We start from the raw sequence: 20,450 nt of genomic DNA on the forward strand, positions 1-20,450 counted from the left end.
TCATGAAGCCCATATCCGTCATTTCAAACTGTTCGCTTCTGTGGCTAAGCCGTCAAGCTGGCTCAGCCCATGAGCATACATGAGTATGTGATTGGGTGAGCCGGCGCAGACAATACCGCCACAGGAGCAAACAGGCAGAAATCAGTAGTCGAAACCGAGCTGGGCTTTAACGCCGTGATCAAATGCATGCTTTATGGGCTGCACCTCACTCACCGTATCCGCAAGCTCCAAAATCGCCCTGTGACAGGCTCGTCCCGTGACAATCACATGCTGCATGGGCGGACGGTTCTTAAGTGCCGTCAGCACCCTGTCCAGATCCAGATAGTGATAGCTCACCATGTAGGTGAGTTCATCCAGCAGCACTATGTCTATGGTGTCGTCACTCAGCAGGGTCTCGGCCGCCTCCCAGGCGCTCAGCGCCGCCAGGGTATCCTTCTCTCTGTCCTGGGTCTCCCAGGTAAATCCGGTGGCCATCACATGAAACTCGACCCCCACCTTCTCCAGCACTGCGCGCTCGCCGCAGGGCCAGTTGCCCTTGATAAATTGCACCACGGCGGCTTTCTTGCCATGACCGACGGCGCGGGTGATGTTACCGAAACCCGCCGTGGTCTTGCCCTTGCCGTTGCCCGTCATCACCAGCAGCACGCCCTTTTCTGTCTGGGCCTTGGCGATCTTGGCGTCTACCGCCTCCTTCACCTTCTGCTGGCGCGCCTTATGACGCTCGGCCTTATGATTTTCCGCTTGGTTTTCCGCCTGCTTATCCGCGCTCATCTTCTCTCCTCTCATTAATTATTCTTGTTTGGGCGCCTCAGTGGCGTCTCGGCGAGGATGGCGCTCAGCCTCGCCATGTCCAGATGCTCGGCCAGGGTATCGGCCAGGCGATCTAACTGTGCCTGTTTGATCGCCTCGGGATCGACGGCGGCCGCACTGCTAAGCCCGGCCCAGCTAAGGAGCAGCGCACAGGCCTCCGAGCTGTCGAACAGACCATGCAGATAGCTGCCCAGGATCTGGCCATCATTGGACAAACAGCCCTCGTTAAACCGATTGCCCTCGTCACTCTCTAGGACAAGGGGCTTGGTCGCCTTTGACAACACCTTGGAGCGGCCACAGTGGATCTCATAGCCTGATATGCTTGCGCGCTCACCCGCCAGTTTTATCGTGCCTTTAACCTGAGCCAGACGCTTGTTTGGGGTCAGCTCTGTGACTATGGGCAGTAGCCCCAGGCCATCGCTGTCGCCAGCCTCGCCCTCGACCCCTTGGGGATCTTCGATGGCCAGCCCCAACATCTGATAACCACCACAGATACCTATCACCTTGCCGCCATATCTCAGGTGGCGCTTAAGGGCGCGATCCCAGCCCTGTTCGATCATGGTGGCCAGATCCTGACGCACACTCTTGCTGCCGGGCAGTATGATGAGATCGGCATCAATTGCCTGACCGTCGTAGGCCTCGTTTACCTGTTGATAGCGAAAGTCTATGTCTGGGTGCAGCCTGAGGGGATCGAAATCTGTGTGATTGCTGATGCGCGGGAAGACCAGCACCAAGACCCTAAAGCGGGCGTTGCCACTGCTCACCTGACGGACATCCAGGGCATCCTCGGCCTCCAGATGCAGATCGTTAAGGTAGGGCAAGACGCCCAGCACGGGCTTGTCTATCTCGGCCTCCAGCCAATCCAGACCAGGCTTAAGCAAAGAGATGTCGCCGCGAAAACGATTGATCACCACGCCTCTGACTCTGGCCTGCTCGGATGCTGACAACAGTGCCAGGGTGCCGACGATATGGGCGAACACCCCGCCCTTGTCGATGTCGGCGATCAGGATCACCGGGCAGTCCACCGCCTCGGCGAAGCCCATGTTGGCGATATCGCCCTCGCGCAGGTTGATCTCCGCCGGGCTGCCCGCCCCTTCCACCAGGATCAGCTCATACTGCTGCTCCAGGCGTGACAGCGAGTCCAGCACAGCCGCCATCGCCTTGGTGCGATAACCCTGGCTGTCTTTGCCAAAATAGGTCTGGGCCTCCATGTGGGACAGGGCCTTGCCCTGGACTATCACCTGGGAGCTGGTGTCCGAGTTAGGTTTAAGCAATATGGGATTAAAGTCTGTGTGGGGCGCAAGATAACAGGCCTCGGCCTGCAGCGCCTGGGCGCGGCCTATCTCACCGCCGTCAAGGGTCACCGCGCTGTTGAGCGCCATATTCTGCGGCTTGAAGGGCGCCACCCTGCGCCCCTGACGGGCGAAGTAGCGGCACAGGCCCGCCACCAGGGTGCTCTTACCCGCATCCGAGGTGGTGCCCTGCACCATCAAGATATTGCCACTCGCCCCTTGATTGCTATTGTCCTGCTTGCTCTGTTTACTCTGGTTGGGCTGATTACTTAAGTTATCTGGTGTCATCGGCTTCTCTTCCTATTCCTTGGCGCCCTGGCTCGTCTCATCCTTGAGGATCAGCGGCAGACCGGCGATGACCAAGACCACCTGCTGGGCTCGCTGAGCGATCGCCTGATGCAACCAGCCCGCCTCGTCGACGTAGCGGCGACTCAAGGGGTCGGCCGGTACCACGCCGCAGCCCACCTCATTGCTGATCAGCACGACAGCTCCTGGCGCAGTTTCCAAGGCTCGCAGCAGCGCCGCCTTAGCGCTCGGCCAGTCATCGCCCTCGAGTAGCTGATTGGTGAGCCAAAGGGTGAGGCAATCGACTAAGATCACCCGCTTCTCCCTGGCGTGAGTTTCGATACAGGCACTCAAGTGTAGCGGACACTCCAGGGTCTGCCAGGGCAAACCATCCTCACGGCGCTCATCCTGGTGGCGGGCGATACGCGCGCGCATCTCCTCATCCAGCCCCTGGGCAGTGGCCACAAACAGGCACTCATAACCCTTGGCCACATAATCGGCCACGAGGGAAAGGCCATGGCGAGACTTACCGCTGCGGGCGCCGCCTAGAACCAGGTGCATCATAGGCTGATCACCAGGATAAACAGGTAACAGAGCAGCTCGATCACCTGCTGGGTCGCCCCCAGCACGTCGCCAGTGTAGCCGCCGATCTGACGACGATAACTGCGTACCAGCAGCTGGCGCGCCGCCAGCAACACCAAACAGAGCGAGAGCGCCGAGGCGATACCGCTGAGCCAGAGGGTGAGGACGCCGGTCAGCAGCAAAATGCCCAGCTCATTTGGGGTCTGCGACTGGGCCAGGGGTTTGCTCTTGCTGCTGTCGTCATCCCGTACATAGGTCTCGGTGAAGATTAAGGAGGCCGCTACCATACGGCTCAGGCAGTGGCCCACCACCAAGGCTGCCATCACAAGATCGCCATCGAACAGGGCGATCTCACTGAGCAGCACAAACTTGAACAGCAGGCTAATCACCAGGGCGAGCACGCCATAGGTGCCGACACGCGAGTCTTTCATTATGGTGAGCTTATCCTGCACCTGCCAGCCACCACCGAATCCGTCGGCGGTATCCGCCAGGCCATCCTCGTGGAAGCCACCGGTGAGCAGCAGCCCGGCCACCATGGCGAGTAGGATGGCGACGCTGATGGGCAATACCTGAGTCGCCAGGCTATAGACCAGGGCGCAGATGCCACCGACAAGCACGCCGACCAGGGCGAAGTAACGGCTGGCCTGATTGAGCCGCTCATTGTCGACCTCCACCCATGCAGGCATGGGGATCCGGGTAAAGAAGCCCATGGCGATAAAAAACAGGTTTAACTCTCTGGCAAACATCTTCGCGCTTTCCCTTTTGGTTCCTTAGATTGTGATTGCCGCTAAATCGAAATGCCCATCTCTTCGAGGGAGGCCATCTCGTTGTAAAACGTGGCCGCCGCCTGCACCAGAGGCACAGCCAGCGCCGCCCCGGTCCCCTCACCGAGACGCAGCCCGAGAGACAAGAGCGGCTGGGCATTGAGATGCTCCAGCATCAGTTTGTGACCGCGCTCGCCGGACTCGTGGGCGAAGATCATATAGTCCCGGGCGTGGGGCGCTATGGTCACCGCCGCCAGGGCCGCCGCCGTGGCGATGAAGCCGTCGATCAACACCAGCATCTTCAGCTCTGCCGCCGCCAATATGGCGCCGGTCATCTGCACTATCTCGAAGCCACCCAGACAGGCCAATACACCATAGGGATCTCCCAGTTGCTCACGGTGCAAAAACAGCGCCTGCTCCACCAGCAGCTGTTTGCGTGCCAGGGTGGCGGCATCTATGCCTGTGCCCCGACCGACACACTCGACCGCCTCGCGCCCCATCAGCGCCGCCATGATGGCCGCCGCCGAGCTGGTGTTGCCTATGCCCATCTCGCCGAAGGCTATAAGGTTACAGCCGCGGCCCTGATGCAGCGCGACTCGCTCCCTGGCCATGGCGAAGCCCTGCTTGACCGCACCCAATGTCATGGCGGGCTCGCGATGAATCGCACCTGTGCCCGCCCCCAACCTGTGATTGATAAGCTTGGGCTGATCATGGATCTCCTGGGCGATGCCGCAGTCGATCACCTCCATGGTGATCCCCCCCTGGGCACAGAACAGATTGATGGCCGCGCCGCCCTTGAGGAAATTCATCACCATCTGGGTGGTCACCTCGCTAGGCGCGATGGAGACGCCGGAGGCGGCGATGCCGTGATCGCCGGCAAACACCAAGAGGGTTGGTTTGGTTATTTGCGGCTTGTCTGGCCCCAGCACCCGGGCGATAGTCATCGCCAGGGTTTCGAGCGCGCCCAAGGCGCCCAGTGGCTTGGTCTTAGTGTCTATCTTCTGCTGGATCTTGGCATCGAACTCGCTACTTACCTCAGTGACTTCAAACATACTGGTACCTCATATCGCTCGCCCTCGTTCTCGATTCATTGCAATCCACGCCTTCTTTGCAGGCATAGTTCGGCACAGTTCAATACTCTTCTCCATCATGACTCCTCTCCTTCCATACACCTTTCCTTCGATCCTGGGCTAGTTGCCACGCTTCCCGCCCAGGATAAACAGAAAGAAGAGGCTGCCTATCACAGCCGTGATGATCCCCACCGGCAGCTCCTGATAGCTGAGCAGACACCTGGCCAGCACATCCACCCAGATCATAAACAAGCCGCCCACCAGGGCCGTCAGCAACAGGGCGAAACGCCCCGGCAGCAATAGGCGCACCATGTGGGGCACCATCAGGCCGACGAAGCCGATGCCGCCGCAGTTGGCCACCAGGACGGCGGTGATCAGCGAGCAGAGCAGCAGGCTGACGAGACGCAGGCGCTGCACCCGAATGCCCAAGGTGTGGGCGGTCTCATCCCCCGCCTGAATGGCGAGGATCTGCCGCTTAAGCAGCAGCAAAATGGCGCTCGCCGCTAACACCAGCAGCCAGGGCAGCCAGAGCATCTGCCAACTCGCCTTGGCAAAGCTGCCCAGGCTCCAGAAGAGCACAGAGGCGGCCGATTGCGGCCCGGAGAAATAGAGCATCAGGCTGGCCAGCGCGCCGAACAGGAAGGAGATCGCCACCCCGGAGAGCAACATGCGCTCTATCTGGGTGTTAAGATCCCGTCCGCACAGGGCCAGCACCATGAGCACCGCCAGGCTGGCACCGATAAAGGCGCCAAGCGGCAGGCCGACACTGGCAAGAGCGCCGCCGACACCGCCCAGCAGGGTGATCACCACAACCGCCCCCAGACTGGCACCGGATGAGATGCCAAACAGATAAGGGTCGGCCAGGGGATTGCGAGTCACCGTCTGTAACACGGCGCCCGCCAGGGCCAGGCCGAAGCCGGCGATGAAGGCCAGCAAGATGCGCGGCAGGCGCAGCTCAATCAATATTCTTGCTGTCACGCCGCCGGGATCGGCGCCGCTCAGCTTGGCCAGCAGCACCTCAAGCACCTCGGCGACGCCTATCTGCGCCGCGCCGAAGCTCACCGCCAGCACAGGAGTCGCCAGGGTCAGCAGCCCCAGGCAGACGAAGGCCAGGTATTGTTGCGGGCTATAGCCTCTTCCCAGACTCAGGCTAGCGCTCAGCATGGTTAGCCTCCTTCGCCTCAAAGGTCTGGTCACCCAAGCCATTGCCATGCAGAGCACTCTGCCCTCCATTTTGAAGGTGATAGCCATAGAAATAATTAATCTGCGGGTTGCCGTGCTGTGGATGGGGCGATACCTGACAGCAGACGCCGAACACCCTGGCGATCTGCGCCTCGCTCAGCACCTGTTTGGGCGAGCCTTGAGCCACCGCCTTGCCCTGATCCAGCAGCAAAAGTTGATCGCACAGGGCGCTGGCGAGATTGAGGTCGTGAATCGAAATCACCACAGTCACCCCCAGGGCCTTGAGCAGCTCGAGGATCTGGATCTGATAGCGGATATCCAGGTGATTGGTGGGCTCGTCGAGGATCAACAGCTTGGGCTGCTGCACTATGGCGCGAGCGATCAGGGCCCGCTGCTTCTCGCCCCCAGACAGGGAGGCGTAGATCTGTCCGGCGCGATCCTTGAGCCCCACTGTCTCCAGGGCCTGACTCACCGCCAGGCGGTCGGCCTTGGTGGTCATGGAGAAGGCGGCCTTGTGTGGCGTGAGCCCCAATGCCACCAGCTGGGCCGTGGTCATGTCGAAATGCTGGGGCGTGTCTTGCAGCACAACCGCCACCTCGCGGGCAAAGGCCCTGGCGCTCAGGCTGGCGATAGGCTGCCCAAACAGCTGGATCTCACCGCTGTTAGGCGTAAGGAAACGATAGAGGCAGCGCAGCAGGCTGGACTTGCCTGCGCCGTTGGGGCCTATGATCCCCAGCATCTTACCCTCGGGCAGTGCCAGGTTAACCTGGGACAGTATGGGGCGCTCACCGCAGCGCCAGCTGAGATCCCGCACCGATAGCGCCGGGCGCACGCAGGCGCCATCGCCTGCACCTAAGTTCGATCCTTCACTGGCGCCGTGAGACAGGAGTGATTCTGTTTGTGATGGCTGACTAGGGGCGCTCAAGGTCGCGCCCTCCGGGGAGCAGCGCCGAGGCGCCCTCGCCCTTGGGCCAGACTCGGCCCCGAGGTATTCTTCATCTATTGGCTCCCTCAAGTCACCCGCTTGAGATAGTAGTTGGAGAGTAGGCAGGTATCCTGACTCGTGGCGACCAGGTCGGGTTCGACTAGGCAACACACTCACAGTTGCGGGCACAGTTTGGGCTAGCGGCGCTGGGCCTTCCCCAATTCCCTATTAAGTCCAAGTTATCGCCTTGGCGATCTCGACACCATACTCCCGGCGCAGGCGGTCCCCACGCACGGTTATTATGCTAAATTTCGCGCCCCTGGCAAGCGGGCTGCTACTCGGGCTAACAAATCAATTACTCGGCGTCGTGCCAGTGCAGGCGCCAGTAACCCTCTCCCGCCTTATCGCGATAGTGGCTTACCTTGACCACACTGGCGTAATCCAGACTCAGCCGGGTATAGAAGCCCACGGCGCGCTCTACCCCCAGGGCCTTGGCCATCAGGTGACGTATCACGCCGCCATGAGTGAGCAGTAACAAGGCCTCACCACTATGCTGATGCACCAATAGCTCGACCACCTCGTCGACACGCTGCTCGAACTCAGCCATGGGCTCCCCTTCGGGCAGTGGATTGGCCCAAGGGTCCCGCCAATAGGCACTCAGCTCCTCGCCGTGATCGGCATGCAGCTCAGGGATAGGCTGACCGTCCCAACGGCCGAAGTAGATCTCCTTGAGCCCGGCATCCAGGGCTACCTTCACCTGATTCTTAGTCGTCAGATGTTCGGCAAACACGCGGCAACGCTTAAGCGGCGAGCTGATCACCCTGTCCACCGTCTGGGGCAGCTTGGCATAGGCCAGCTGCATCTGGGCGAAGCCTATCTCTGTGAGAGGTTGATCGCTATGGCCGCGCAGCAGGTTGCCGCCTTCACATTCGCCGTGGCGCATCAAATAGAGTGTCGTTTGCGTCATAACTGCAGCATTAAACCTTTTCAAGTTAAGTCGCTAGCAGCATACCCTTATGGCAATAAGCTTGGCAACGCCAGACAATTAACACATTGAAAAACTTTCAAATTAAATATCTTTGTCAGCCTTTCCATACAATGCAGTTTAAACAGGACGCAGCGGCGCAGCCCTCGAATTTCATCCGTGTTTACGCTTATACTCATTTGACTTGCCCTGGGTATTATAAGTCGATTAGTATAGACGTCTATACGTTTATACATCCAAAATAAAAATAGCACGTCAAATCGATAGACGCGGCAGTTTAGGCAATAGGTCAGTTGAAGTAGGTGAAAGTTATGGCGACCCAATCCCCTGTTCGAAACGTAAGGCAGATTAACGACGCGATCCGCGCGCGGCTCAATAAGGAAATTTTGATCCTCGACGGCGCCATGGGCACCATGATCCAGAACCACAAGCTGGAGGAGGCCGACTTTCGCGGCAAACGCTTTGCCGAGTGGCCCTGCGATCTCAAGGGGAACAACGACCTGTTGGTGCTGACCCAACCCGAGCTTATCAAGCAGATCCACAGAGATTACCTGCAGGCGGGCGCCGACATCATAGAGACCAACACCTTCAACGCCACCCAGGTGGCCATGGCCGACTATGAGATGCAATCGCTGTCACGGGAGATCAACCTAGAGGGCGCTCGACTGGCCCGCGCCGCCTGTGATGAGGTGGCCGCCGAAACCGGCCGTCAATGCTATGTGGCCGGGGTACTAGGGCCCACCAACCGCACCTGCTCCATCAGCCCGGATGTCAACGATCCCGGCTATCGCAATATCCATTTCGACGAGCTAGTCAGCGCCTATATCGAGTCCATCGAGGCACTGATAGAAGGCGGCGCCGACATCATCATGGTAGAAACCATCTTCGATACCCTCAACGCCAAGGCGGCGCTGTTTGCCATCGAAACGGTATTCGACCAGCTGGACCAACGCCTGCCTATCATGATATCAGGCACCATTACCGATGCCTCGGGCCGCACCCTGACGGGTCAAACTACAGAAGCTTTCTACAATTCACTGCGCCACGTGAAACCGCTCTCCATCGGCCTCAACTGCGCCTTGGGGCCGCAAGAGCTGCGCCCCTATGTAGAGGAGCTGTCGAAGATCGCCGAGTGCTATGTCTCGGCGCACCCCAACGCTGGCCTGCCCAACGAGTTTGGCGGCTACGATGAGACGCCGGAGGAGATGGCCGAGGTGATCGGCCCTTGGGCAGAGGAAGGCCTGCTCAACATTATCGGTGGCTGCTGCGGCACCACCCCAGAACATATCAAGGCGATCCGCGCCGCCGTCATCAAGCACGGCGCCCGGGAGCTGCCGGATCTGCCCGTAGCCTGTCGCCTCTCAGGCCTGGAGCCGCTGACCATAGACGCCGACTCGCTATTTGTGAACGTGGGCGAGCGCACTAACGTCACCGGCTCGGCCAAGTTTCTGCGGCTGATCAAGACGGGCGAATATGAAGAGGCGCTGTCGGTCGCCCGGGATCAGGTGGAAAACGGCGCCCAGATCATCGACATCAACATGGATGAGGGGATGCTGGACGGCGTCGAGGTGATGCAGAAGTTCCTCAACCTTATCGCCTCCGAGCCCGACATCAGCCGGGTACCTATCATGATCGACTCCTCCAAGTGGGAGGTGATCGAGGCCGGCCTCAAGTGCATTCAGGGCAAGGGCGTGGTGAACTCCATCTCCCTCAAGGAGGGTGAAGCCAAGTTTATCGAGCAGGCCACCCTGGTGAAACGCTACGGCGCGGCAGCCATCATCATGGCCTTCGACGAAGTTGGCCAGGCCGATACCATGGCGCGCAAGATAGAGATCTGTACCCGCGCCTATCGGGTATTGGTCGATAAGGTGGGCTTCCCGCCGGAAGATATCATCTTCGACCCCAACATCTTCGCCATCGCCACTGGCATCGACGAGCACGACAACTATGCGGTGGACTTCATCGAGGCGACCCGCGAGATCAAGCGTACCCTGCCCCACGCCATGATCTCCGGCGGCGTGTCTAACGTCTCCTTCTCCTTCCGTGGCAACAACCCGGTGCGCGAGGCGATCCACGCCGTGTTCCTCTATCACGCCATCCAGGCGGGGATGGACATGGGCATAGTCAACGCCGGTCAGCTGGCGATCTATGATGATATCGATCCCGAACTGAAGGCCAGGGTAGAGGCCGTGGTGCAGAACCTGCCCTGCCCGGTGGAAGGATCGAACAACACAGAACAGCTACTGGAGATCGCCGAGCAGTACCGCGGCGACGGCGCCGCTGGCGCCAAGAAGGAAGATCTCGAGTGGCGCAGCTGGCCAGTCAACAAGCGGCTGGAGCACGCCCTGGTCAAGGGGATCACCGACTTTATCGATCAAGACACCGAAGAGGCGCGCCAGTTGGCCAGCCGTCCGCTGGATGTGATCGAAGGCCCGCTGATGGATGGCATGAACGTGGTCGGCGACCTGTTTGGTTCGGGCAAGATGTTCCTGCCCCAGGTGGTGAAATCGGCGCGGGTGATGAAGAAGGCGGTGGCCTACCTCAATCCCTACATAGAGGCGGAAAAAGTCGAGGGCGAGTCCAACGGCAAGATCCTCATGGTGACGGTTAAAGGCGACGTGCACGACATAGGCAAGAATATCGTCGGCGTGGTGCTGGCCTGTAACGGCTACGAGGTGGTGGATCTCGGCGTCATGGTGCCGGTCGAGAAGATCATAGAGGTCGCCAAGGCGGAGAAGGTAGATATCATCGGCATGTCGGGGCTTATCACCCCGAGCCTGGATGAGATGGTGCACAACGTCAAAGCCTTCCACAAGGCGGGACTGAATATTCCCTCCATCATAGGCGGCGCCACCTGCTCCAAGATCCACACCGCGGTGAAAATCGCACCCCACGCCCCAGAGGGCGCCATCTATATCGCCGACGCCTCGCGCGCCGTGCCCATGGTGGCCAAGCTGATCAACAAGGAGACCCGACAGGCGACCATAGATGCCGCCTACGAGGAATACCGGGTGATGCGCGACAAACGCAATTCACAGGCCAAGCGCAAGCAGATCGTCACCCTGGAGGCCGCACGGGAAAACCGCTGCCAGCAAGACTGGAACGCCCATATGCCATTTGTGCCGAATCAACTGGGCAGACAGGTGTTTGACGACTACCCGCTGGAAGACCTAGTCGATCGCATCGACTGGACGCCATTTTTCCGCAGCTGGGAGCTACACGGCCACTTCCCCAAGATCCTCGATGACGAGGTGGTGGGCGAAGAGGCGCGCAAGCTCTACCAAGATGCCAAGGCGATGCTCAAAACCATCATCGAAGAGAAATGGCTGACGGCCAAGGCGGTCATCGGCCTCTTCCCGGCCAACACAGTCAATTACGATGATATCGAGATCTACACAGATGAAAGCCGCAGCCAGGTCGAGATGACCACCCATCATCTGCGGATGCAGATAGAACGTGTGGGCAACGACAACTTCTGTCTCGCCGACTTCGTCGCGCCGAAAGACTCTGGCGTCGCCGATTACATGGGCGGCTTCGCCGTCACCGCCGGCCACGGCATCGACGAGCATGTGGCCCGCTTCGAAGCCAACCACGACGATTACAACGCCATCATGCTTAAGTGTCTGGCCGACCGACTGGCCGAGGCCTTCGCCGAGCGGATGCACGAGCGGGTACGTAAGGAGTTCTGGGGCTACGCCGCCGATGAGAACCTGGATAACGAGGCGCTGATCCGTGAGAAATACAAAGGCATACGTCCGGCCCCCGGCTACCCTGCCTGCCCGGATCACACAGAGAAAGGCCTGTTGTGGGAGCTGCTAAAGCCCGACGAGACCATAGATCTCAATATCACCGAGAGCTACGCCATGTTCCCCACCGCCGCCGTCTCCGGCTGGTACTTCGCCCATCCGCAGTCGCGCTACTTCGGCGTGACCAATATCGGCCGGGATCAGGTAGAGGACTACGCCAAGCGTAAGGGAATGAGTGTTGAGGAGACAGAGCGCTGGTTGGCACCGGTACTCGACTATGATGTTTAACGGGAAGTGATCTGGAGTCATCACATAGACTCCTTGTGATTGTTTAAACTTCGTTTGAACTTGAGTCCAGAGGCTTCGCCTCACTAACTCATACGGCCTTGCGGCCGAGGAAAGTCGTGGGTCTTCAACCCACACCCGAGCAAGAAGGGGATCAACAGCAATCCCCCTCTTGCATCTCCCCTGCCGCCCCAGACGAAGTTGTTTTTCCTCATACTCCAATGAAAATCGCCTAACGACTCGGATGGGACTCCTGTCCCCCCGAGTCTTGCCCATCGTCCATGATGGCCACACGGCATTTTCATCTGCGTATCCCCGCTCTGGCATCCTGCTTCGCTCTAACTCCTGCATCCATGCAGTCGTCGGCAACTTCGATGGGGACTTGTTGTAGCATCTAACCTATTCTGAAGGGTCAGTCACTCTGGTCATTGGTCGCTAACAAGATACCTTTTTGGGCTAAATACCTTTCAAGAACAATGAAGGGAGTCGCCACGAGCAGGGCATAAACTATGGCATTTAGGAGACTTTGAGTGATGATACCCAAAAACGAGCTGGGATACAGGCTAGAAAATATTAGCCCAGATAAGATAATACTCGCCATAGCGATATAAAGAGTTAACCCAACGCTAGTCAACCTTTTACTCTCTGGTCTTTTAGCCATAAAACCTCCCTATTTAATACCCGCCAATCACCACCTTACAGGCGATTGAATCCATCTAGCTCCAGCCTAGGTACAGGCTGCTTTTTACTTACCCGAAAGCTTGCGAAGCTTTTAAAGCTCAGCTTATAGAAGTTCTAGGCTTAAGTCAGGCTTCGATGGGAACTTGTTGTAGCATCTGACCTCATTCGCACACAGCTAAAAAGACTTTAAACTCAATATGGTACATACAGCTAAAGCTCATTAAAGGTGACTTATAACAGGTGCCGGTTGTGGTTTAAAAGACCCCGTTGGAAGTTGCCGGAGTGGATTGCAGAAAATCACGTGATTGAGGCATGGATGCCGAGATAGCCTCAGATGAGCCATGGATGGCGAATATGAGGCGATAGGGATTTTCAAAAAGACACGAAGGAGTACAACTTCGCCGGGGCGTCAGGGTGGATGCAAGGAGGGCGAGGACGAGCAGTCCTCCTTGCCCGGGTGTGGGATGGAATCCCACGACGTCCTTCGGTCGGCAGACCGACACACCCTATAACAATGGGATGGAATCCCACGACTTTCTTCGGTCACTAGACCGACTCACCTCATAACAATGGGATGGAATCCCACGACGTTAAGTTAATATCCAAACAAAATTTGAACCAATACATAAGAAAGCCGTGAGGCATCACCTCCCAAAGGGAAAGAAATAACCCCACGACTTATCTCGGCCGTCAGGCCGTATATTCCCTGGTGTGGAACGGAGTTCCACGACTTACAACGGTCATCAGACCGAGACTCCCCTGTTATCTATCTAAATTCATCACCTTGACCCAGGCGGCGACGAAATCATCGACAAACTTCTGCTTTGAGGTATCGAAGGCATATACCTCGGCGACCGCGCGCAGTTCAGAGTTAGAGCCGAAGATGAGGTCCACCGAAGTGGCGGTCCACTTAGGTTTGCCGCTGCTGCGATCCAGTCCCTGATAGATACCATCGACATCTGATTTCTGCCACAGGGTCGACATGTCTAACAGGTTGACGAAGAAGTCATTGTTAAGCGTGCCGGGACGCTGGGTCAACACCCCGTGCTTAGCCCCTTGATAGTTGGCATCGAGGGCGCGCAGGCCACCGACTAACACTGTCATCTCGGGCACAGTCAGATCCAGTTGATCGGCCTTATCCACCAGCATCTCGGTGGGCGACTTATAGCTGTGGTTTACGTCGAAGTAGTTTCTAAAGCCATCGGCATGCAGCTCCAGCAGGCTAAAGGAGTTTTCATCCGTCTGCGCCTGTGTGGCATCACCTCGTCCCGGGGTGAAAGGCACGGCGACCTCGAAACCGGCCTGCTTGGCGGCCAGCTCGACGGCGCTCGCCCCCGCGAGTACGATAAGATCGGCCAAGGAAACCTGACTCTTGCCGGCGCCCTTATTAAAGTCGGCGCGAATCGCCTCCAGCGTCTTAAGCACCTTGACGGTTTCGGCTGGGTTGTTCACCGCCCAATCCTTCTGCGGAGCCAGAGCGATACGTGCCCCATTGGCGCCGCCACGCATATCTGACTGACGATAGCTGGCCGCCGACGCCCAGGCCAGGCGCACGCGCTCGGCAACGCTCAGCCCAGACTTGCTGATGGCTTTTTTAAGCTGCTTGATATCGCCAGCGCTGAGACGCGATTGGGTCTTATCATCGATTGGGTCTTGCCAGATGAAGTTGCCCTGAGGCACCTCTTTACCGAGGAAGTTACGGGCAGGCCCCATGTCTCTATGGGTCAACTTGTACCAGGCCTTGGCAAAGGCCAAGCGATACTCTTCTGGGTCGGCCAGGAAGCGCTCGGCGATCTTTCGATACTCGGGGTCATACTTGAGCGCGAGATCCGCAGTGGTCATCACAGGCGCATGAAACTTACCTTTGACATGAGCATCGGGCACGGCCTTGTGCACCGACTCGTCGGTTGGGATCCACTGGATCGCACCGGCAGGACTGCGGGTCTGCTGCCAATCGTAGGTCAGCAGGTTACTCAGATAGAGCGAGGTCCACTTAGTCGGCGCCTGAGTCCAAGCCCCTTCCAAGCCACTGGTGATGGTGTCTTCTGAGTGGCCCTTGCCACACTTGTTGTGCCAGCCCAGCCCCTGAGCTTCGATGCCTGCCGCAGCAGGTTCTGCCCCCAGACAATCTTTCGGCTTGTGAGCGCCGTGCATCTTACCGAAGGTATGGCCGCCGGCGATAAGTGCCAGAGTTTCCTCGTCATTCATCGCCATACGGGAGAAGGCGGTGCGGATATTCTTGGCTGAACCTAGCGGATCTGGCACCCCTTTAGGGCCTTCCGGATTGACATAGATGAGCCCCATGTGGGTCGCGCCTAAGGGTCTTTGCAGCTTGCCATCTCTGTCTTCACGATCGCTGGCGAGCATCTCGACCTCCGGTCCCCAGTACACCATGTCAGGCTCCCAGTCGTCGTTACGACCACCGGCAAAACCGAAAGTCTTGAATCCCATGTTTTCCAGGGCGACGTTGCCCGCGAGCACAATTAAGTCTGACCAGGAGAGCGCCTCGCCATACTTCTGTTTCACTGGCCAGAGCAGGCGGCGCGCCTTGTCCAGGCTGGCGTTATCGGGCCAACTGTTTAACGGCTCGAATCTCTGCTGACCGCCACCGGCGCCACCACGGCCATCCAAGGTGCGATAGGTACCTGCGCTGTGCCAGGTCATGCGGATGAAGAAAGGACCATAGTTGCCGTAGTCGGCTGGCCACCAATCCTGCGATTGGGTGAGTAGCTGGTCGATATCGGTTTTTACCTGGTCGAGATCCAGCGAGTTGAAGGCCTTGGCGTAGTCGAAACTTTCGCCGTAGGGATTGGAGCGGGAGTCGTGATCCCGCAGCGGGGAAAGATCCAATTGATCGGGCCACCAAAACTGTTTGCTCTTGGGTTGAAACGCTTTGGCGGTGCCAGTGGCGGCAGCCCCTTTGGACTTAGTCATCTGTGCGGATTCTTGCTCATCGGCGACGGCAGGGTTAAACACCAACAAGGCACTCACTAACGCCGCGAGCGTTTGCTTGTTTACTGTTTTTCCTTTCATGGTTAGCTTCCTTCAGGTTAATTACGCTTCGCCGAGGCGAAGCCTGTTGTCAGCCCAGAGTGGATTTCGCCAAGCCGCAAAAAACAAAAAAGAGACAGCAAGCGGCAAGGCTAAATTTCCAAGGCATTATTTAGTCATCAGGAATATATTAGAAGCAAGATGCTAAAAGCATATATCGAATAAAAACGATTATCTTAATCGAAAATAATAAAGCCTTTTTAGTGGCGAAAACCACAGTTCTGACCATAGCCCGACAAACCTCTGCCCCACACCGCCTCGAAAAGATCGGCACAACCATCTCAGCGAAGGTACTAGCAACAATACAGGTCGTGGCTACAACAAATCCCCATCGAAGTTGCCGACGACTGCATGGATGCATCCTTCCGAAGCGGTAACGATTTACCCATAAGCACGAGGCTCCTAACCAATGCAGTTAACTTCGTCTGGGGCGGCACGGGGAGATGCAAGGTGAATAACCATCTTTGATGATTGTGCTTACGAACGAGAGGCAGGGATGCCGAACTGGCTTTTATATAGGGATATATTTGGGGATTGCTGGAGATCCCCTCTTGCCCTGGAGTGGGATGGAATCCCACGACGTTAATATCCAAACAAAGTTTGATCTAATCACATCCCTCTTCTGGCAAACTAACCCCCTATCATTACCGGTTGTGGCTACAGTAAATCCCCCTCGAAGTTGCCGAAGGGTGTTGGAATAAATCGAGTGAGACGGGCATGGATGCCCGGCTAGCTTCCGTAGGTGCATGGATGCATCCTTCGGAAGCGATAGCGATTTATCCATAAGCACGAGGCTCCTAACCAATGCAGTTAACTTCGCCTGGGGCGGCACGGGGAGATGCAAGAGGGGGATTGCTGTTGATCCCCCTCTTGCCTAGGTGTGGAACGGAGTTCCACGACTTACCTCGGCCGTCAGGCCGCACATTCCAAGGTATGGGATGAAAACCCACGACTTTCTTCAGCCGCCAAACCAACTCCCCCTCGAGTGAGGAATAGAATCTCAAACGAGGTTTGCCCCCACTCCCCCTAGACCCAGCTAACACCTTGATCTACTATGCCTACTCACCAGGATGTCTGGTCTCTACCAGCTGGAAACAAGGATTTAAGAAAATGGAAGTTACACTCACCCCGAGCAACGCCCTCGAAACCGCCCTGCAGGCGGCGCTTGCCGATCACACCCAAGCCAAAGCCCTCTATGAACAGCTGATAAAGGCCCAGCTCTACCTGCTGAGCGATGGCCAAGAAACGCCTCAGGCCGATGGCACCACTGAGCTCTCCATCATGCAATGGCACATTCCCGTCAGCGATGAGCAGGTGCACTACTTCGTCCCGCTGTTTACCTCCCAGGAGGCGGTCGATCAGGCCAAGGCGGTTATGGAAGCGGAGGGCAGCGAATTTCACGGCCAGATAGAGATAGATGCGCCTCAGGCATTTCAGCTGCTGCTGACCAACCAGATGGATATGGCACTTAACCCCAATAGCAATTTGTCGAAAGTCGTCAGCAGCGATGAGATCCGCTATATGTTGCTACCCGACATGGCGCTACTCCCCCAGGGCAATCAGCTCCTGCTGCTCGGCAAGGTACTGGCAAGCGATCTGCCCATGTTCGGCGCGGTGCGCCAAATATTGGCTAACTACCCCAGCGTCAAGGCGGGCTATTTCATCGAAACATGCGAGCTGGATATCCGCCGCGGCGGCACAGACAGCGCCTTCACCCTGGCGCTCACCCTGGAGGGAGACAGGATTAGCGATGATTTCAGCCGCATTCGCAGCGATTGCCGCAACCTACATAGGGAGATTGAGCTTCATGGCTGGGAGATACGCCCCTACCTGTTAAGAAATGACAAACATGATGAGATAAGCGACTTCTGCCTGAAGAAGCTTGAGCCCTTCTATCGCCCTTCGCTGCTGAGCAAATTCAAGACCTGGTTTAGCTGATCGGCAAGCCAGGCTCGGCGGGTGACTTAATCGATGAAAAGCGCTGCTCAATCAGCAGAAAAACGGCCTTAAGTCAGCGGTGAAAAGTGCACTCAGCCAGCATTGGGGCCTGGCTGGACTATACTTAGCGATAACGTTTCACAACGTTAATGAGGCAAGTATATGAGTATTTCAAACCGCTTAAATCACTACCTGGCGGAACATGAAGTGAACTATGAGATAGTGCTGCACCGCCACAGCCACAACTCCATCAGTTCGGCCATTGCCGCCCAGCTGGCCCCCGCCCAAGTCGCCAAGGGGGTGATTCTGGAGGATCATCAGGGGCGCAGGGTCATGGCAGTGCTCCCCACCAATCATAAGATCAACCTCAAGGCGCTGGGCGACAAGCTCAACCGCGATCTGCATCTGGTGAAGGAGCAAACCGTCTATCAGATGTTTGACGATTGCGAGCATGGCGCCATCCCCTCCCTCGGCGCGGCCTATAATATCGAGACCATCTATGACGATCTACTGATCGAGGCCAAGGAGCTCTACCTAGAGGCCGGCGATCACACCAGCCTGGTCAGGCTCAGCCGCGAAGATTTCATCAAGCTGATCAAAGACGCAAAACACCTGAGATTCAGCTATCAGAGCATCCACTAACCCTCTCTTATCGGGGAAGCTGCGGCTTCCCCTTTTTTCTGCTCAGGTTCACGCTCACATCGCTTAGATATTCCGCCCACTGGCATCGAGAGCAAGTTGCGGCATAATAGGTCGACCTAACATAGCTTCTAAGTGAATGAATCATGATATTAATTACCGGTGCCAGCAGCGGCCTGGGCGCCGCCCTGGCCAAGCGATATGCGGATCTGGGCGAGCAGGTGATGATCTCGGGTCGCAACCAGGCCAGACTGGCCGGCGTCGCACAGACATCAAGGAATCTGCACCCGCTAGCGGCCGATCTCTGTGATGAGCAGGGCGTCGCGACATTACTCGATACCCTAGCGACCATGAGCGGCGGCGCCGCACTCGACACTGTGGTTCACTGCGCCGGCAGCGGCTACTTCGGCCCCATCGCCGAGCAGCAGGCCGATGAGATCCACAAGCTGATGCAGAACAACGTCACCTCAACTATCTTGCTGGTGCGCGAACTGGTGAAACGCTATCAGGATACGCCTCTGCATCTGGTGGTGGTGATGTCGACCGCAGCCCAGCAGCCCAAGGCGGGTGAGTCGACCTACTGCGCGGCCAAATGGGCGGTTCGCGGCTTTATCGAGTCGGTGCGTCTGGAACTCAAGGGCAAGCCGATGAAGATCATCGCCGTCTATCCCGGCGGCATGGACACAGGCTTCTGGCCAAGTAGTGGTAAGTCTCTCGATACCTCCAGCTTCATGAGCGCAGACGAAGCCGCCGAGATGCTACAGGGCGCCCTGAAGGCCACCGCCCACGGCCATATTGCCGATATCACCATCGCCAGGGGCTAGGCTAGCGCTAAGTTAGACTAACAGCAGAAGAACAACAAAGGCTCGGACTGAAGGCAAATTCAGTACCGAGCCTTTTTTAATTAGGCTGCTCACACAGTTAGCCGTGCGATTAACCTTGGATTACTTGCGCTTGAAGATGGCTTCCATCTCTGCGGCTACCGCCTCTGTCTCCTCGGCCTGTATCCGGTCGCGCTTCTCGGTGAGTTCGATAAGCTGACGCTCTAACGCCTCGAGCTGCGCCTCATCCGCCGCGCTGCGCTCTGGCTTATCCTGCAGGGCATAGATGGCTTCGCTTACCCTATCCATCTCGTCGAAGATGGCATCCAAAGGATCGGGATTGGCGGCATCTTGACGGTCGAGCTCATCCAGCCAGGCGTAAAACTGCTCATTAGTCACGCCAACCTCTGCGGCGGTCTGGTCGATGAAACAGTTGGACAAGGCCTCGGCGTTCTCTTCTGTCATCTGCTCATACTTATCGAAGCAGAACTTCATGGCGCTGCGATAACCACGCTCCAGCTTGCCACTGCCGATCCCAGATACCTGCTCCATGGCGGTAAAGTCGCCGTCGGCTTTCATCCGCGAGACATTCATTTCGATAAATTTATCGACATCCACCTCCATGCTAGCCAAGTCATAGGGGGCGTTGTCGGGCAGCTCGGTGCCTTGGGCGCTGGTGAGGATAAAAAACAGTGGTAGTAAGAGTGTTGCTTTCATCATTAATCCCTTATTGATGTGAAAAATCGGTGATGTGACGAGTCGGTGATGGTCAGTCGACCAGGCGGTGACATCCTTGTTGCCGCCATAAGATAGCTCAGCCCAGTCTAGCCTGTCTAGTGAGAAGCTGGTCGATAGATTAAAGGCGCAGGTAAACATATCTCATCGAGACCAAGGTATGAATATGGGTTAGAGATAGGCCTCTATCATCTCCTGAATCGCATCAGGCATCACAGGTTTGGTGATATAGTCATCCACCCCCAGCTTGAGGGCAAAATCTTTGTCCGACTGCTCCGCCAGCGAGCTTATCACCACCAGGGGGATCTTGGCGGTCTCTTCGCTGCCCTTAAGATGCTGGATCACCTGATAGCCGTTGACATGGGGCATGGTGATATCCAGCAGGATGAGATCCGGCGTCAGGGATTTCAGCACCTCTATGCCACCGCTGCCCGAATTCACCGAGGTCACGTCATAGTCGTCCCCCAGCATGGCGAGTAATATCCCGGTGCAGACGGGATCGTCATCTATGATCAAGATTTTCGCTCTGGACATTTATCTCTCGCTCTCGCTGTTGGTTTGATTACATTGTATCCAAGTATGGCGGGAATACCAGCCTGCCATAACTCGTTAAGCCTACAGCTTAGACCCGACTTTTTCGCTTAAGTTTCAGCAACAAA

15 protein-coding genes and 1 riboswitch are annotated in these 20,450 nt (G+C 57.3%); of the genes, 4 read left to right on the top strand and 11 right to left on the bottom strand.

Going from position 1 to position 20,450, the window contains the following annotated elements:
• Positions 1-141: 141 nt before the first annotated feature.
• From cobO to AYI87_RS03120, 8 genes are all read right to left on the bottom strand, one after another.
• The gene (gene cobO / locus AYI87_RS03085; RefSeq protein ID WP_144199505.1) at positions 142-771 is read right to left on the bottom strand and encodes a cob(I)yrinic acid a,c-diamide adenosyltransferase; all 630 of its coding nucleotides are present in this window, start codon (positions 769-771) and stop codon (positions 142-144) included.
• A 14-nt stretch (positions 772-785) separates the two neighbouring features.
• Complete coding sequence (locus tag AYI87_RS03090) at positions 786-2,390, bottom strand: cobyric acid synthase (RefSeq protein ID WP_144199507.1); 1,605 nt, start codon at positions 2,388-2,390, stop codon at positions 786-788.
• A 12-nt stretch (positions 2,391-2,402) separates the two neighbouring features.
• The gene (gene cobU, locus AYI87_RS03095) at positions 2,403-2,951 is read right to left on the bottom strand and encodes a bifunctional adenosylcobinamide kinase/adenosylcobinamide-phosphate guanylyltransferase (RefSeq protein ID WP_144199509.1); all 549 of its coding nucleotides are present in this window, start codon (positions 2,949-2,951) and stop codon (positions 2,403-2,405) included.
• Positions 2,948-3,715: an adenosylcobinamide-GDP ribazoletransferase gene (locus AYI87_RS03100; protein WP_144199511.1), complete on the bottom strand. Its 768-nt coding sequence runs from the start codon at positions 3,713-3,715 to the stop codon at positions 2,948-2,950. The genes cobU and AYI87_RS03100 overlap by 4 nt, the downstream gene beginning before the upstream one ends.
• A 41-nt stretch (positions 3,716-3,756) precedes the next feature.
• The gene (gene cobT / locus AYI87_RS03105; RefSeq protein ID WP_144199513.1) at positions 3,757-4,785 is read right to left on the bottom strand and encodes a nicotinate-nucleotide--dimethylbenzimidazole phosphoribosyltransferase; all 1,029 of its coding nucleotides are present in this window, start codon (positions 4,783-4,785) and stop codon (positions 3,757-3,759) included.
• 138 nt (positions 4,786-4,923) lie between these two features.
• Positions 4,924-5,967, bottom strand: coding sequence for a FecCD family ABC transporter permease (locus AYI87_RS03110; protein WP_144199515.1), 1,044 nt, complete (start codon positions 5,965-5,967; stop codon positions 4,924-4,926).
• Positions 5,954-6,910 (bottom strand): ABC transporter ATP-binding protein, encoded by a 957-nt coding sequence (locus AYI87_RS03115; protein WP_144199517.1) that lies wholly within the window; start codon positions 6,908-6,910, stop codon positions 5,954-5,956. The genes AYI87_RS03110 and AYI87_RS03115 overlap by 14 nt, the downstream gene beginning before the upstream one ends.
• Before the next feature lie 103 nt (positions 6,911-7,013).
• Positions 7,014-7,192: riboswitch (cobalamin riboswitch) on the bottom strand.
• Between the two features lie 73 nt (positions 7,193-7,265).
• Entirely contained in the window at positions 7,266-7,877 is a 612-nt protein-coding gene (locus AYI87_RS03120; protein WP_144199519.1) for a histidine phosphatase family protein, read from the bottom strand.
• A 329-nt stretch (positions 7,878-8,206) separates the two neighbouring features.
• On the opposite strand from AYI87_RS03120, the gene metH reads away from it, so the two are divergent.
• Positions 8,207-11,929 carry a methionine synthase gene (gene metH, locus AYI87_RS03125; protein WP_144199521.1) on the top strand — a complete coding sequence of 1,241 codons (3,723 nt, stop codon included), beginning with the start codon at positions 8,207-8,209 and terminating at the stop codon, positions 11,927-11,929.
• Between the two features lie 1,440 nt (positions 11,930-13,369).
• Here the strand turns inward: metH and katG are convergent.
• Positions 13,370-15,640 carry a catalase/peroxidase HPI gene (katG, locus tag AYI87_RS03130; RefSeq protein ID WP_144199523.1) on the bottom strand — a complete coding sequence of 757 codons (2,271 nt, stop codon included), beginning with the start codon at positions 15,638-15,640 and terminating at the stop codon, positions 13,370-13,372.
• A 1,128-nt stretch (positions 15,641-16,768) separates the two neighbouring features.
• Here katG and AYI87_RS03135 point away from each other — a divergent pair.
• The 3 genes from AYI87_RS03135 (at position 16,769) to AYI87_RS03145 (ending at position 19,059) form a co-directional block, all read left to right on the top strand.
• Positions 16,769-17,596: an SseB family protein gene (locus AYI87_RS03135; protein ID WP_144199525.1), complete on the top strand. Its 828-nt coding sequence runs from the start codon at positions 16,769-16,771 to the stop codon at positions 17,594-17,596.
• A gap of 162 nt (positions 17,597-17,758) precedes the next feature.
• A complete protein-coding gene (locus tag AYI87_RS03140) occupies positions 17,759-18,238 on the top strand; it encodes a YbaK/EbsC family protein (protein ID WP_011864513.1) in 480 nt (159 codons plus the stop codon).
• 143 nt (positions 18,239-18,381) lie between these two features.
• Positions 18,382-19,059 carry an SDR family NAD(P)-dependent oxidoreductase gene (locus AYI87_RS03145; protein WP_144199527.1) on the top strand — a complete coding sequence of 226 codons (678 nt, stop codon included), beginning with the start codon at positions 18,382-18,384 and terminating at the stop codon, positions 19,057-19,059.
• A gap of 120 nt (positions 19,060-19,179) precedes the next feature.
• Here the strand turns inward: AYI87_RS03145 and AYI87_RS03150 are convergent, their stop codons facing one another.
• Positions 19,180-19,773, bottom strand: coding sequence for a hypothetical protein (locus AYI87_RS03150; RefSeq protein WP_144199528.1), 594 nt, complete (start codon positions 19,771-19,773; stop codon positions 19,180-19,182).
• 189 nt (positions 19,774-19,962) lie between these two features.
• Positions 19,963-20,325, bottom strand: a complete 363-nt coding sequence (locus tag AYI87_RS03155; protein ID WP_144199530.1) for a PleD family two-component system response regulator — start codon at positions 20,323-20,325, stop codon at positions 19,963-19,965.
• Positions 20,326-20,450: the final 125 nt, after the last annotated feature.

Source organism: Shewanella sp. KCT (assembly GCF_007636505.1).
Lineage (GTDB): Bacteria > Pseudomonadota > Gammaproteobacteria > Enterobacterales > Shewanellaceae > Shewanella > Shewanella halotolerans.

Coding starts and splice junctions, on each gene's coding strand:
- cobO (WP_144199505.1), bottom strand. CDS start 771: ATGAGCGCGGATAAGCAGGCGGAAAACCAAGCGGAAAATCATAAGGCC.
- AYI87_RS03090 (WP_144199507.1), bottom strand. CDS start 2,390: ATGACACCAGATAACTTAAGTAATCAGCCCAACCAGAGTAAACAGAGC.
- cobU (WP_144199509.1), bottom strand. CDS start 2,951: ATGATGCACCTGGTTCTAGGCGGCGCCCGCAGCGGTAAGTCTCGCCAT.
- AYI87_RS03100 (WP_144199511.1), bottom strand. CDS start 3,715: ATGTTTGCCAGAGAGTTAAACCTGTTTTTTATCGCCATGGGCTTCTTT.
- cobT (WP_144199513.1), bottom strand. CDS start 4,785: ATGTTTGAAGTCACTGAGGTAAGTAGCGAGTTCGATGCCAAGATCCAG.
- AYI87_RS03110 (WP_144199515.1), bottom strand. CDS start 5,967: ATGCTGAGCGCTAGCCTGAGTCTGGGAAGAGGCTATAGCCCGCAACAA.
- AYI87_RS03120 (WP_144199519.1), bottom strand. CDS start 7,877: ATGACGCAAACGACACTCTATTTGATGCGCCACGGCGAATGTGAAGGC.
- metH (WP_144199521.1), top strand. CDS start 8,207: ATGGCGACCCAATCCCCTGTTCGAAACGTAAGGCAGATTAACGACGCG.
- katG (WP_144199523.1), bottom strand. CDS start 15,640: ATGAAAGGAAAAACAGTAAACAAGCAAACGCTCGCGGCGTTAGTGAGT.
- AYI87_RS03135 (WP_144199525.1), top strand. CDS start 16,769: ATGGAAGTTACACTCACCCCGAGCAACGCCCTCGAAACCGCCCTGCAG.
- AYI87_RS03140 (WP_011864513.1), top strand. CDS start 17,759: ATGAGTATTTCAAACCGCTTAAATCACTACCTGGCGGAACATGAAGTG.
- AYI87_RS03145 (WP_144199527.1), top strand. CDS start 18,382: ATGATATTAATTACCGGTGCCAGCAGCGGCCTGGGCGCCGCCCTGGCC.
- AYI87_RS03150 (WP_144199528.1), bottom strand. CDS start 19,773: ATGAAAGCAACACTCTTACTACCACTGTTTTTTATCCTCACCAGCGCC.
- AYI87_RS03155 (WP_144199530.1), bottom strand. CDS start 20,325: ATGTCCAGAGCGAAAATCTTGATCATAGATGACGATCCCGTCTGCACC.